This is a genomic window from Mycobacterium sp. NBC_00419 (genome assembly GCF_036023875.1).
Lineage (GTDB): Bacteria > Actinomycetota > Actinomycetes > Mycobacteriales > Mycobacteriaceae > Mycobacterium.
Map to the genome: position 1 here is coordinate 2,333,439 of NZ_CP107931.1, position 13,945 is coordinate 2,347,383.

Consider the following 13,945-nt stretch of genomic DNA (forward strand, 5'->3'; position numbering starts at 1 on the left):
TGCAGATCCGTCGCTCTGGACCGATACGGTGGGTGCGTGAGCACCGCGCCGACCAGCACCGGGCGAATCAGCGGATTCATCCGCTGGGTCGCCCGCACGCCGTGGCCGGTGTTCTCGCTGGGCATGCTGCAGGCCGACATCATCGGCGCGCTGCTCGTGCTGGGGTTCCTCCGGTTCGGGTTGCCGCCTGCGGATCGCATCATGCTCCAGGACCTTCCGACGGTGAACCTGGCGATCTTCCTGAGCTATCTGTTCATCTCGTTCGGGGTTGGCGCCTTCGTGAGCCTCAAGCTGCTGGTGCCGGTGTTCCGCTGGCAACGGCGTGACGCCCTGCTGGCCGACGAGGACCCGGAGACGACGGAGGCGGCCCGGCTGCGCGCGCTGCGGATGCCGGTCTACCGCTCGATGATCAGCATGACGAACTGGGTGCTGGGCGCGATCGTGTTCATCGCGGCCAGTTGGCCGGTGGCCAGTCACGCGGCCCCCGTGATGGCGGTCGCCACCCTGCTCGGCGCAGCCGCCACCTCGATCATCGGTTATCTGCAGGCCGAGCGGGTGCTGCGGCCGGTCGCCGTGGCGGCCCTGCGCGGCGGACCGCCGGAGAAGTTCCGCAGGCCGGGCGTCATCCTGCGCCTGCTGTTGACCTGGCTGCTGTCCACCGGTGTGCCCCTGCTGGCCATCGTGCTGTCGGTGGTGGCCGCCAAGTTCTCGCTGCTACAGGCATCCGCCGACCAGCTGTTCACCCCGATCCTGTTGATGGCGATCGCCGCTCTGGTCATCGGACTGGCCGGCAATCTGCTGGCTGCGATGTCGATCGCCGACCCGCTACGCCAGCTGCGCTGGGCGCTCGGGGAAGTCCAGCGCGGTAACTACAACGCCCATATGCAGATCTACGACGCCAGCGAGCTCGGCCTGCTGCAAGCCGGCTTCAACGACATGGTCCGGGACCTCTCCGAGCGGCAGCGGCTGCGCGACCTGTTCGGCCGTTACGTCGGCGAGGACGTGGCCCGCCGCGCCCTGGAACGGGGCACCGAACTCGGCGGCCAGGAACGCGACGTCGCGGTGCTGTTCGTCGACCTGGTCGGCTCGACCCAGCTGGCGTCCACCCGGCCGCCCAGCGAGGTCGTCGGCCTGCTCAACGAGTTCTTCCGGGTCGTTGTCGACACGGTCAAGAAACACGGCGGGTTCGTCAACAAGTTCCAGGGCGACGCGGCACTATGCATCTTCGGCGCCCCCATCGAGCACCCGGACGCCTCTGGAGCGGCGCTGGCCGCCTCCCGCGAATTGCACGACGAACTCGTCGAGGTACTCGGCCAGACCGAATTTGGCATCGGGGTATCGGCCGGGCGGGCGATCGCCGGCCACATCGGTGCCCAAGCCCGCTTCGAGTACACCGTGATCGGCGATCCGGTCAACGAGGCGGCCCGGCTCACCGAGCTGGCCAAGCTGGAGAACGGCCACGTGCTCGCCTCGGCGATCGCGGTCAGCGGCGCCCTGGACGCCGAGGCGCTGTGCTGGAACGTCGGCGAGATCGTCGAACTGCGTGGCCGCACGGCACCGACTCAGCTGGCCCGACCGGCCAAGCTGGCCGTGCCGGCGCAACGGCCGGAACTCACCAGCGACGTGGCGGGCTAGCTCCACTCGCCGAGATCGACGAAAAGGTGTGCCGCACCTGATTTTTCACGCCCATTTGTCGGTTTGGGCGATAGCGGGCTCAGGCTTTTTTGGCGGCCTTCTTGGCCGGCGCCTTCTTGGCCGGAGCCTTCTTCGCCGGAGCCTTCTTGCGGGCCACCTTCTTCACCGGCCCGCGGGCACGGCGGTCCGCGAGCAGTTCAGAGGCGCGCTCGTCGGTGATGCTCAGAACGTCGTCGCCCTTGCGCAGGCTGGCGTTGGTCTCACCGTCGGTGACGTAGGGACCGAACCGGCCGTCCTTGATGACCATCGGCTTGCCCGACGCGGTATCGGTGCCCAGCTCGCGCAGCGGCGGGGCAGCGGCACCTTGCCCGCCGCGACGTTTGGGCTCGGCGTAGATCTTCAACGCCTCGTCCAGGGTGATGTCGAAGATCTGATCCTCGGTGGCCAACGAGCGAGAATCTGTGCCCCGCTTCAGATATGGGCCGTAGCGCCCATTCTGCGAGGTGATCTCCTCGTTCGTGGCGGGGTCCACTCCGACCAGGCGGGGTAGCGACAGCAGCTTGAGAGCGTCCTCGAGGGTGACGGTCTGCAGGTCCATCGACCGGAACAGTGACCCGGTGCGCGGCTTGGGGCCGGTCGGCTTCTTGCCCTTCTTGGCGGTGACGCCACCGTCCTCCTCGGGGGGCGGCGGCAGCACCTCGGTGACATAGGGGCCGTAGCGGCCGTCGCGGGCGACGATCTCGTGCCCGCTCTCCGGGTCGACACCGAGCACCCGGCCCTCCTGCGGTGTCGCATAGAGGGTTTCGGCGAGCTCCAACGTCAACTCGTCCGGGGTGATCTCGTCGCTCAGGTTGGCCCGCTGCGGGGTGGGCTCACCGTCGTCGCCGGTGATCATCCGCTCCAGGTACGGGCCATTCTTGCCGACGCGCACCACGATCGGACGGCCCTGGTCGTCGTCAAAAAGCTTGATGGAGTTGACTTCTCGGGCATCGATGCCCTCAAGGTTGACCCCGACCAGTTTCTTGAGGCCGCCGGCGCGGGCGATCGAGTCGGCGACCCCGTGCTCACCGCCGAAGTAGAAATTGGACAGCCAGTTGGTGCGGCGTTCGTTGCCGGAGGCGATCTCGTCGAGCTCGTCTTCCATGGCCGCGGTGAAGTCATAGTCCACCAGCCGGCCGAAATGCTGTTCGAGCAGGCCGGTCACCGCGAACGCCACCCAGGACGGCACCAGCGCGCTGCCCTTCTTGTGGACGTAGCCGCGGTCCTGGATCGTCTTGATGATCGAGGAATACGTTGAAGGACGGCCGATTCCGAGCTCTTCGAGCGCCTTGATCAGTGAGGCCTCGGTGTAGCGGGCCGGCGGGTTGGTGTTGTGCCCGTCGGGGGTCAGCGCGGTGGCGTCCACCCGCTGGCCCTGCCGCAGCTGCGGCAGGCGGCTCTCGGCGTCATCGGCCTCACCGCCGGCGAGCTCGTCGACGGTCTCGACGTACGCCTTCATGAACCCGGGGAAGGTGATGGTGCGCCCGCTGGCGCTGAACACCACCTCGCGGCCGTCGGGCTCAGTGCCGGCGATCCGCAGGCTCAGCGTGGTTCCCCGCGCATCGGCCATCTGCGAGGCCACCGTCCGCTGCCAGATCAGCTCGTAGAGGCGGAACTCGTCGCCGTCGAGTTCACGGTGCAGCGCACCCGGGGTGGCGAAGGTGTCACCGGCGGGGCGGATCGCCTCGTGCGCCTCCTGGGCGTTCTTGACCTTGCGGGTGTACTGCCGCGGCGACGGGTGCACGTACTCGTCGCCGTAGAGCTGGCGCGCCTGGTTACGGGCGGCGTTGATAGCCGACTCCGACAGCGTGGTCGAGTCGGTACGCATGTAGGTGATGTGGCCGTTTTCGTACAACCGCTGGGCGACGCTCATCGTGCGCTCCGAGGTGAAGCGCAGCTTGCGCCCGGCCTCCTGCTGCAACGTAGAGGTCATGAAAGGCGGGTATGGCCGCCGGGTGTAGGGCTTGTCCTCCACGGACGCCACCGACAGGCTGGCGCCCCGGAGCCCGGTAGCCAGCGAGCCGGCCGAGGCCTCGTCGAGCACGACAACCTCGTCGGGCTTGCGAACCACACCCAGCGAGTCGAAGTCGCGGCCGGCGGCCACCCGCTTGCCGTCCACACTGACCAGGCGGGCGGTGAAGCGCGGCGGCGCGGCATTCGGGTCGGACACGCTGGCGTCGAGCTCGGCCAGCACGTCCCAGTAGGACGCGCTGCGGAACGCCATCCGGTCGCGTTCCCGCTGCACGATGATCCGCGTGGCCACCGACTGGACACGGCCGGCCGACAGTCGCGGCGCGACCTTCTTCCACAGCACCGGGCTGACCTCGTAGCCATACAGCCGGTCCAGGATGCGGCGGGTCTCCTGCGCGTCGACCAGGTCGTTGTCCAGGTCGCGGGGATGTTCGGCGGCCGCGCGAATGGCCGGTTCGGTGATCTCGTGGAAGACCATCCGCTTGACCGGCACGCGTGGTTTGAGGGTTTCCAGCAGATGCCAGGCGATAGCCTCGCCTTCGCGGTCACCGTCAGTGGCCAGATAGAGCTCGTCGACGTTCTTCAGCAGGTCCTTGAGCTCGCTGACGGTGCTCTTCTTCTCCGGGCTGATGATGTAGAGCGGCTCGAAGTTCTCCTCGACATTGACCCCGAGCCGGGCCCACGGCTCGGATTTGTACTTGGCGGGCACGTCAGCAGCGTTGCGCGGCAGGTCACGGATGTGCCCGCGGGACGACTCGACAATGTAATTGGAGCCCAGGTAGCCCGCGATTTTGCGCGCTTTTGTCGGCGACTCGACGATGACGAGCCGTCGGACGCGACCATTGCCGCCGCCGCTGTCGCGGGTTTCGTCGTCAGCCAACTGCGCTTACGCTCCACTTCTGTCTTGCCCACAGGTACCCCCGGCCATGCGGGCAACTGACAATTTCGCACTCCGGACGGGCCGACGCAAACCGGCCCCCCACACGGAATGTGTCAGATCCTTGGCCACGCTGACAACGCTTCGGTGTCATCCGGCGGTTCCCCCACGTTCTCTACCAGGCGTGATAACCGCCTGCGGCCACTGATTCGCAACGCCGGCCGAGACCCTCTGGTCCCGATCAATGTCGGTGCGATTCCCACCCTCATCAACGCCGACGCGAGCGGCGAATGGGTATCCGGTGCGTGCGGGTCTAGACCAAGAAGATAGCGGTCGGCCTCGGGTATGCCCGCAGCCAGCGTCCAGGCCCTCAGTTCCCGCGGCCCGGGCAACCACTGCGGCGGCACCGTCTTGACCGCCCCACGCGTCCAGTCGGAGGCGATATTCACCAACCGAACGTCGACTGCGGTACGCACCAGAGGGGTCTCCTCCTCGGTGCGGGTGATCTCGGGCTCCAGCCTCGCCTCGGTCATCATCTCGGCGAGGGCCGTCGCCCGCCACAGATCCTCGACCACCACCGATAGCCGGGCGCCGCCCCCGACCATCACCACCTGACCGCCTGCTGCGAGCACCCCGGTGAGGTCGGCGACCGCAGGCGGCACCGACTCAGCCGAGAAGAACGACAGCTGGCTCACGACTCGACACTAGGGCAGTTGGCGGAAAGCGCGATGCAGCCGAGCCGTATGGGGCCAGAAAACGAAGCACCCCCGGCGGTGCCCGTCACCGGGACGCACGGGGGTGATTCCTGTATGTCGCTGTTGATCAGATAGAGCGCACGCCTGTGGCCTGCGGTCCCTTGGGGCTCTGACCGACCTCGAACTCGACCCTCTGGTTCTCCTCAAGGGTGCGGAAGCCCGACCCCTGAATTTCCGTGTAGTGGACGAACACATCCGCCGAACCGTCCTCGGGTGCAATGAACCCGAAGCCCTTTTCCGCGTTGAACCACTTCACAGTTCCCTGTGGCATCTTTCGTACTTTCCTTTACTTGCTACCGGGTGCGGCCGGCCGAGTTTTCGGCAGACCGGGCCCGTTCCGACCGCCATCCTTCGTGGAGTTGTCGGAACTCACCCGACCTACAGACCCTCGCAGGAACCGCGATCGCAACGTCGATCCTGCGATGTGAAGACACGAACACAGAAGCTGCGACCGCCCTTATCCAATCACGTTCAGCGCACTTGCGACAGTCTCGGTGCTACCAACTGATGAACAATTCGATACAAGCGTTACGTCGCGGAGTCGCGAAACCGGAAAGGGGGTCGGGAGATGACGAGCTTCGGGAGCGAGCTCCTGGCCGCGGCCGTCGCGGGCGCCGAATCCTCGCCGGAGGCACTACGGCACGTCGCGGACATCGCCGCCCGCGGCGCCGTCACCGCCGCATGGCCGGCCTGGGTAGAGCCAGATGTGCTCCGCGCGTTCCATGATCACGGCATCACCACCCCGTGGTCTCATCAGGTTCGTGCCGCCGACCTGGCCCATGCCGGTCGTCACGTCGTCGTCAGCACCGGCACTGCCTCCGGCAAATCGATGGCGTTCCAGCTGCCGATCATGGATGCTCTATCCCGCGATCCGCGAGCCCGGGCACTGTATTTATCGCCGACGAAAGCGCTTGGCCACGACCAGTTGCGGGCCGCCCACTCGCTGACCACCGCGGTGCCGGCACTGGCTGATGTAGCACCCACCTCCTATGACGGCGACACCCCGACCGAGGTCCGCAGATTCGCCCGCGAACGCTCGAGGTGGCTGTTCTCCAACCCGGACATGATTCATCTGTCCCTGCTGCGCAACCACGCCCGGTGGGCGGTATTCCTGCGCGGCCTGCGCTACATCGTGGTCGACGAATGCCATTACTACCGTGGAATTTTCGGTTCGAACGTGGCGATGGTCCTGCGCCGGCTGCTTCGCCTGTGCGAGCGTTACGCACCGGCGTCGGGACCGGGGGTCTGGACAAGCCCCACCGTGATCTTCGCCAGTGCCACCACGGCAGCCCCCGGGGAGACGGCATCCCAGTTGATCGGGCAGACCGTCGAGGCGGTCACCGAGGACGGTTCACCGCACGGCGCGCGCACCGTGGCGCTGTGGGAGCCGGAGTTGCGTGCGGATCTGCTCGGCGAGAACGGCGCGCCGGTGCGACGTTCCGCGGGAGCCGAGGCGGCGCGGATGATGGCCGACCTGGTCGCCGAGGGAGCCCGGACGCTGACGTTCGTGCGATCACGTCGCGGGGCGGAACTGACGGCACTGGGGGCACGGGCACGCCTGGAGGACATCGCGCCGCAACTGGTCGACACGGTGGCGTCCTACCGGGCTGGTTACCTGGCCGAGGACCGGCGGGCACTCGAGCAGGCCCTGGCCGACGGTGAATTACGCGGTCTGGCAACGACGAACGCCTTGGAGTTGGGCATCGACATCGCCGGCCTGGACGCGGTCCTGCTGGCCGGCTTTCCCGGCACGGTCGCGTCGTTCTGGCAACAGGCCGGACGATCCGGGCGTCGCGGCCAAGGTGCGCTGGTGGTGCTGATCGCGCGCGACGACCCGCTGGACACCTACCTGGTGCACCATCCCGCCGCCCTGCTGGACAAGCCCGTCGAGCGGGTGGTCATCGACCCCACCAACCCGTATGTTCTTGGCCCTCAATTACTCTGTGCGGCAACCGAAATGCCGTTAGACGAGGCCGAGGTGCGGCGGTGGGAGGCCGAGCCGGTGGCAGCGGAACTGGTCGACGACGGGCTGTTGCGGCGCCGCTCCGGCCGGTACTTCCCGGCAGCCGGGCTGGACCCGCATCCGGCCGTCGACATCCGCGGGTCGGCGGGCGGGCAGGTGGCCATCGTCGAGGAGGACACCGGCCGCATGCTCGGCAGCACCGGGGCCGGGCAGGCACCGGCCACCGTTCACCCCGGCGCGGTGTATTTGCATCAGGGTGAGAGTTATGTCGTGGACTCCCTCCGCCTCGAGGACGGCGTTGCATTCGTCCATGCCGAGGATCCGGGGTATTCGACCTATGCCCGCGAGATCACCGACATCACTGTGACCGGAACAGGCGAGCGGGTGCGCTTGGATGCGGTGGAACTGGGCCTGGTGCCGGTGTCGGTGACCCACCGGGTGATCGGTTACCTGCGCCGCCGCTTCTCCGGTGAGGTCATCGACTTCGTCGAACTCGATATGCCCGAGCAGTCGCTGCCCACCACCGCGGTGATGTACACGATCCGACCAGAAGCATTGCTGGACAGTGGAATCGCGCTAACCAGGATACCCGGATCGCTGCATGCCGCGGAGCACGCTGCAATCGGGCTGCTGCCGCTGGTCGCCAGCTGCGATCGGGGCGACATCGGCGGCCTGTCGACCGCCATCGGGGAGGGGGGCCTGCCCACGGTGTTCGTCTATGACGGTCACCCTGGTGGCGCAGGTTTCGCCGAGCAGGGCTACCGGATGGCGGCTACCTGGCTGGGCGCCACGGTGGAGGCGATCGAATCGTGCGAGTGCCCGCAGGGCTGCCCGTCGTGTGTGCAGTCCCCGAAGTGTGGAAGTGGCAACGATCCGCTGGACAAAGCGGGCGCGGTGAGGGTGCTCAGACTCGTGCTGGCCGAGCTTGCCGCCGGCCACATGTGATGGTCGGTCGCCGACCGACCCCTCAAACGGTCGACCACCGAGAATCGGCCACATCACGCCACAAGGTGGTCCGCGCCCCGCTTTGCTGGAGGCCCAGGGCGATACGAATCGCCTATGAAAGACGGTCGGACAACTCGATCCGCTCTCAGGTCCGACGGAATCGGACGTAGCCGAAAAGTACCCAAATAGCCCGGTCGGCGCAAGGAATTCAGCAGGTAGACCACGCCTCGCCACCCTGGCGTGTCGCGCTCACCTGCAGTTTCCTGTGAGCCGCGCCCCGGGTGCACCGTTAAACTCCCAGCCATGAACCACGACTGGCTGCTGGTGGAGACACTCGGCTCCGAGCCCGTCGTCGTCGCGCAGGGCCGCCAGATGAAGAACCTCGTGCCGATCACCGCGTTTCTGCGACGGAACCCGCACCTCGCCGCGATCCAGACCGCCATCACCGAGACGGTCTCCACCGGCACGAGCCTTGCGAGCATCACCCCGAAGAGCGACCGGGTCATCCGCACCGAGGCTGTCCAGATGTCCGACGGCAAGGTGCACGGCGTGCACGTGTGGATCGGACCGGCTGATGCCGAGCCCCCGGAACGGCCGATTCCCGGACCGCTGAAGTGGGACATGACCACCGGGGAGGCGACTGACACCGTCGAGTCGCTGACCAACGCCGGAATGGACCCGTCCGAGGAACGCACCCACGGGCGGGCGTTCGTCGAGGATCTGCCCAGCCGAGATCTCAACCGGGACGAAGCCCGTGTGCTGGCGCTGGCGGTCGACCCCGGCCCCGGCCGTACGTATTGCACCAGCTGGGATTTCACCGACAAACAGGGCGGCCGCCGGCGGGTCGGATTCGTCGCTCGCACTGCCATGGAACCCACTGAAGACGGCGCCGAGCACCTTATCGCCAGGGCCATGAACCTCGTCGGGGAACTCGACCCGTCGGAGGCGCCGACCGATCTGCTGGCCCAGCGGATCCTCAAGGGTCTCTCGCAGCCGGGGGTGTACCGGGCGATCGTCGACCTCGGCAGCTGGAATCTACTGAAGTGGCTCGATGACCCGTGCCCGCACTACGACTGGCGCCAGGGTGTCCAGTTCCACCCTGCCGATAAAGGGCAGCTGGAACCGATGGCCAAGGAATTCGAAACCGGTTCGACCAGTAGGGTTTTGCGGCTTCCAGGTGTGGAAGAGGGTTGGGTGCCGATGCACGTCAGCGTCAACCGCGTCGAGTTGGACAACGGCATATTTGCCGGCCTCATCACGCTGCGGTTGCCCACCGATGCCGAACTGAGCGAGGCCAAGCTGCTGACCGCGGACGACGTCACTACATAACCGGCCCTGCCCGCGCCACGGCCCGCGCCCGCCCGAGGCCCACCGTGAGGACCACGTCGAGATGGTCGACGCCGCAGCCCTGCAGCACCGCACCCATCGCACCGGTCACGGCGAGCGCCTGTCTGCATGCGGCGGCAGGTCCCTCCGGTAGTGCGGCCGCCGCTGCCAGGGCGGCGAGGTCGGCCGCCGCCTGGGCCCGGTGCCTGGCCACCACGGCGCCGCCCAGTTGCACCCCCGCGAGCGCGATCACCACCAGCACGGCGATCAGCAATGCGCCCAAAACCGTTGCAGACCCGGCTTCGTCAGTGATCGGGTTCGGCCGCCGCCAGAGCACCGGCCGAGATGACGATGCCCGGCAGAAGGCGCGATCGGGTGCTGACCCTGACCTCGACGAAGTCGCCACTCCTGCGGAACTCCACCGCCGCACCCGGGGGCGCGACGCCACGGGCCACCGCATCAGCGCCCGCCGTGTCCCCGCGCGCGGCCAACCTGGCCGCCTCCCTGGCGGCGTCGACACAGCGGACCTGTGCGGAGACCGCCGTGAGGCCACCGACGCAGACCGCGAGCACCACCACCAGAGCCGAGATGGCCAGCGCGGCTTCGACGGTGCTGAACCCGGCATCGGCTACACGTTCGTGTTCAGTGCCCGGTTGATGATGTTGGTCAGCGCGCCGACGATCGAGTCGCCGGTGACCACGCTGTAGAGGATGGCGCCGAATGCCGCCGCTGCGATGGTCCCGATTGCGTATTCGACGGTGGACATGCCTGCCTCGTCGACCGCCATCACCGCCAACCGTAGCCGGATCTCTCGAAACAGTCTGGTAGCCAATTGTTTTCCTTTCACTCACAGTATTCCCGTCGAGAACACGTCACCGGCCAGGCCGGCCACCACAGGCACGATGCCCAGGCAGATGAATGCGGGCAGGAAGCACAGACCCAGCGGGCCGGCGATCAGCACCGAAGCCCGTTCGGCAGCGGCCGCAGCGGCATGGGTGGCGTCCTGGCGGGACTGCTCAGCCAGTTCTGCGACCCCCTGGGCCAGTGCACTGCCGGAGGCCGCCGACCGCCGGGCAAGTCGCGCCAACGAGTCACCCACACCGTCAGACGCACCCTTCGGGATCGACCACGCCACATCGGCCCCCGCGCCGAGTGCGAGAAGGTCGGCGGCACGGCGCAGGACCGCGGCGAGTTGAGGAGGCGCCGACGGTGCGGTGGCCACGGCAGCGGCAGGAACCGACATGCCCGCCGCGAGGCACACCGCCAGTACGTCCAGCGCCGAGGCGGCAGCGAGCGGATCACGGCCCCGGTCGCGACGCCGGAGGCGCCTGCGGCGTTCGACGGGCAATCCTGCGCGGTGCCGGACCAGCAGCGGGCCCGCTCCGGTCAGCAGTGCCGCTGCCAGAAGCATTGCCGCGGTGATCATGTCAGCGTCCGTTCGGTGATGCGATCTGCCCACAACAGACCGAGGCAGATCAGCACGACGCCGGCTACCAGGAGCAGGCCGCCGACCCCACCGCCGGCCAGGAAGGCGATGGGCTGCGCCCCGATCAGCTGACCCAGCAGCATGCCGAGGACCGGTAGCCCGGCAAGGATGACTGCGGTGGCGCGGGCTCCGGCCAATCCCGCCTCGACGCGCGCGGTGAACCGCTGCCGCTCGACGATGTCGCGTTGGGCCGCCCGCATCAGCGCTGACATCGCCAGCCCGTGCTCGGCAGCGAGCTGCCAGCACACCGCGAGCCGGCCCCACTGCTCGGCGACCGTTGACTGCGCCGCCACCGCGCGCATCCCGCCGGCGACGTCAGCGCCCAGGCCCGCCCGGGCCGCGACCGCGCGCAGCGATCCACCGATCGCACCGTCGCACTCGGACGCCGCGACGGCGAGGGCGCGCACCGGATGCGCGCCGACACGCAGTTCGCCGACGAGGACCTCCAGGGCCGCGGCCAGCGCCTGCCCGTCATGGTGGCGTTGCCGTGCCCGGAGCAGCCGCCGCCGACGTGCGACCACCGTTGCCGCCAGGATGGCGGTGGCCAGCACCACCGCGGGCGGCAGCAGGAGCACCGCGACGCCGACGAGGGCGGCGAGCAACGGGAGTTTCACGGCCACGCGCGCACTCGACAGGCCGATCCGACTGCGCGCCGGTGCGGGTGCAGTCACCAGTGCCGCCGCCAAGAGCATGGCCGCGGCGGCGCTCACCGCAACCCTCGATCGGCGATAGCCTGGTGTAATTCGTCTGCTCCGCAACCGAATCCGCGGTCTATGTGCCATGCCGACCGCACGTGGACCCGGCCGTCCTCGGCGCGCTGCAATACCGCGATCTCGCTGAGCCTGCGTGTGCCGTCACGGCCTCGGCTGACATGCATCACCACCTGAACGGCTGCGGCGAGCTGGCTGTGCAGCGCGGCACGGTCGAGGCCGCCGAGGGCGGCCAGTGCCTCGAGCCGGGCAGGCACCTCGGCGGGACTGTTGGCATGAACTGTTCCTGCCCCGCCGTCGTGGCCGGTGTTGAGGGCGGCGAGCAGGTCGACTACCTCGGCCCCGCGCACCTCGCCGACGACGATGCGATCCGGCCGCATTCGCAAGGCCTGGCGCACGAGTTGTCGCAGAGTGATTTCGCCGATGCCCTCGACGTTGGCGCCGCGGGCCACCAGGCGCACCAGATGAGGGTGGCGCGGGGCCAGTTCGGGTGCGTCCTCGACGCACACGATCCGTTCGTTGCCGCTGACCGCACCCAGCGCAGCAGCCAACAGGGTTGTCTTTCCGGCGCCGGTGCCGCCCGACACCAGGAACGCCAGCCGCGCACTGATGATGCCGGCGAGCAGCCGGCCGGCCTGCTCGTCGATCGCGCCGGATGCAGTCAGTGCCGCCAGGTCTTGGGTAGCCGGGCGGAGCACGCGCAGCGACACGCACGTGCCGGCCACCGCCACCGGCGGCAGCACGGCATGCAAACGCACCGTGTACTGGCCGGTGCCCAGCCCTGTCAGTTGACCGTCCACCCAGGGTTGGGCGTCGTCGAGACGACGGCCGGCGGCCACCGCAAGACGCTGGGCCAGCCGGCGGACAGCAGGCTCGTCGGCGAAACGCACGGCGCTGCGGCGCAATCCGGCTCCGTCGTCGACCCACACCTCGTCGGGCGCGGTGACCAGGACGTCGGTGGTGCCGGGCGCCCGCAGCAACGGCTCCAGGACACCGGCACCGGTCAGTTCGGTCTGCAGCACACGCAGATTGGTCAGCACTTCGGTGTCGCCGAGCACACCGCCGGATTCGGCTCGGATCGCGGCGGCGACCGTCGCCGGGCGCAGGGTGGCCGACTCGGCGGCCAACCGCTCGCGGACCCGCTCGATCAGCGAGGCGCTCATGCCGCCCGCACTCCCGGACCGCGGCGCAATGCCTCGAGCACGTGGCGAGCGGCGGCGGCAAGCGGTGAACGCCGGCCCAGCCGGAGCCCACCGTTCTCGAGACGCTCGGCCAGCATCGGCTCGGGACGCATCGCTGCCAGCAGCGGTAGCCGGGTGACCTCGGCGACCTCGGCGGCCCGCAAGCCACCCGGGGACGGACCCCGGACCACCAGGCCGACATTCGGATTGGCCGCGCGCAGTATCGCCGCCCGCGCCGACATCGCGGCAACACCGCGCACATCGCAGGTGGTGACCGCTAGCACGAGGTCGGCGCATTCCATGGCCGAGGTGGCCGCCGGGGTCGTCCGGCGCGGAACGTCGCAGACCACGGTGACTCCGCCGCGCCGGCCGGCGTCGAGTACCGCTTCGACCGGTCCGGCATCCATGTCGTGGCCCGACCGGTTCCCGGACAGCAGGGTGACACCCCGCTGGGTGGGCAGCGCGTCGCGCACCGCCGCCCAACTCAACCGACCGCTCTGCAGGCTCAGATCGGGCCAGCGCAGTCCGGTGGCGGACTCAGCCCCCAGCAGCAGATCGATACCGCCGCTCCATGGATCGAGGTCTACCAGCAGCGCCTCGGCGGCGACGAGGGCAAGGGTGGCAGCGAAGATCGAAGCACCGGCCCCGCCCCGGCCGCCGGTCACCGCGATCAACCGGCCGCCCGCAGGGTTCTCCTGCTCGGCCTCCGCAGCTTCGGAGAGGTGGCGCACCAGCTGGTCCTCCTGGGCGGGAAGTGCACACAGGTGCTGTGCCCCCACGCCCATGGCCGCCGTCCAGGTGGAGGGCAGCGGGTCGCCGGCGGCGACCAGGATGATCGCGGCGCGACGCGGCAGCCCCGCCCGCTCGCAGCGGCGCGCGGCGTCTTCGTCGAGTACGACAGCCCTCGCGGCCAGCCAGGTCTTGCGGGTGACCGAGGCCGACGGCTGCACGGCCCGCAAGCCCGCCGCGGCTGCGGCCCGGGCGCAGAGCTCGCGCATCTCGATGTCATCGAGCAGGGTCAGCACCACATCGGAGTTGGACGTCACCAGACCACCAT

General features: G+C 68.8%; 13 protein-coding genes. 3 read left to right on the plus strand and 10 right to left on the minus strand.

Annotation, left to right across the window (positions count from 1 at the left end):
- The first annotated feature begins 15 nt into the window (after positions 1-15).
- Positions 16-1,635, plus strand: coding sequence for an adenylate/guanylate cyclase domain-containing protein (locus OG976_RS11110; RefSeq protein ID WP_328363413.1), 1,620 nt, complete (start codon positions 16-18; stop codon positions 1,633-1,635).
- Positions 1,636-1,714: 79 nt separating this feature from the next.
- On the opposite strand, the gene topA is transcribed toward OG976_RS11110, so the two are convergent.
- The 3 genes from topA to OG976_RS11125 form a co-directional block, all read right to left on the minus strand.
- Positions 1,715-4,525, minus strand: coding sequence for a type I DNA topoisomerase (topA, locus tag OG976_RS11115; RefSeq protein WP_328361863.1), 2,811 nt, complete (start codon positions 4,523-4,525; stop codon positions 1,715-1,717).
- Positions 4,526-4,638: 113 nt separating this feature from the next.
- Positions 4,639-5,217, minus strand: coding sequence for a hypothetical protein (locus OG976_RS11120; RefSeq protein ID WP_328361866.1), 579 nt, complete (start codon positions 5,215-5,217; stop codon positions 4,639-4,641).
- Positions 5,218-5,344: 127 nt separating this feature from the next.
- On the minus strand, positions 5,345-5,548 hold the full coding sequence (locus OG976_RS11125) for a cold-shock protein (protein ID WP_003925183.1): 204 nt from the start codon (positions 5,546-5,548) through the stop codon (positions 5,345-5,347).
- Between the two features lie 297 nt (positions 5,549-5,845).
- Here OG976_RS11125 and OG976_RS11130 point away from each other — a divergent pair, with 297 nt between their 5' ends.
- Together OG976_RS11130 and OG976_RS11135 are read left to right on the plus strand one after the other, a co-directional pair.
- Positions 5,846-8,185 (plus strand): DEAD/DEAH box helicase, encoded by a 2,340-nt coding sequence (locus tag OG976_RS11130; protein ID WP_328361885.1) that lies wholly within the window; start codon positions 5,846-5,848, stop codon positions 8,183-8,185.
- A gap of 303 nt (positions 8,186-8,488) precedes the next feature.
- On the plus strand, positions 8,489-9,514 hold the full coding sequence (locus OG976_RS11135; RefSeq protein ID WP_328361888.1) for a PAS domain-containing protein: 1,026 nt from the start codon (positions 8,489-8,491) through the stop codon (positions 9,512-9,514).
- Here OG976_RS11135 and OG976_RS11140 read toward each other — a convergent pair.
- The 7 genes from OG976_RS11140 to ssd are packed head-to-tail and all read right to left on the minus strand — an operon-like array spanning position 9,507 to position 13,913.
- The gene (locus OG976_RS11140) at positions 9,507-9,785 is read right to left on the minus strand and encodes an Rv3654c family TadE-like protein (RefSeq protein WP_442930525.1); all 279 of its coding nucleotides are present in this window, start codon (positions 9,783-9,785) and stop codon (positions 9,507-9,509) included. The two genes, OG976_RS11135 and OG976_RS11140, sit on opposite strands and share 8 nt — an antisense overlap.
- A gap of 31 nt (positions 9,786-9,816) precedes the next feature.
- On the minus strand, positions 9,817-10,107 hold the full coding sequence (locus OG976_RS11145; protein WP_328363416.1) for a TadE family type IV pilus minor pilin: 291 nt from the start codon (positions 10,105-10,107) through the stop codon (positions 9,817-9,819).
- A gap of 32 nt (positions 10,108-10,139) precedes the next feature.
- Positions 10,140-10,298: a DUF4244 domain-containing protein gene (locus tag OG976_RS11150; protein ID WP_328363419.1), complete on the minus strand. Its 159-nt coding sequence runs from the start codon at positions 10,296-10,298 to the stop codon at positions 10,140-10,142.
- Positions 10,299-10,358: 60 nt separating this feature from the next.
- Positions 10,359-10,937 carry a type II secretion system F family protein gene (locus OG976_RS11155; RefSeq protein WP_328361894.1) on the minus strand — a complete coding sequence of 193 codons (579 nt, stop codon included), beginning with the start codon at positions 10,935-10,937 and terminating at the stop codon, positions 10,359-10,361.
- Positions 10,934-11,689: a type II secretion system F family protein gene (locus OG976_RS11160; protein WP_328363422.1), complete on the minus strand. Its 756-nt coding sequence runs from the start codon at positions 11,687-11,689 to the stop codon at positions 10,934-10,936. The genes OG976_RS11155 and OG976_RS11160 overlap by 4 nt, the downstream gene beginning before the upstream one ends.
- Before the next feature lie 14 nt (positions 11,690-11,703).
- On the minus strand, positions 11,704-12,870 hold the full coding sequence (locus OG976_RS11165; protein ID WP_328361897.1) for a TadA family conjugal transfer-associated ATPase: 1,167 nt from the start codon (positions 12,868-12,870) through the stop codon (positions 11,704-11,706).
- Entirely contained in the window at positions 12,867-13,913 is a 1,047-nt protein-coding gene (gene ssd, locus OG976_RS11170) for a septum site-determining protein Ssd (RefSeq protein WP_442930526.1), read from the minus strand. The genes OG976_RS11165 and ssd overlap by 4 nt, the downstream gene beginning before the upstream one ends.
- Between the last annotated feature and the right edge of the window lie 32 nt (positions 13,914-13,945).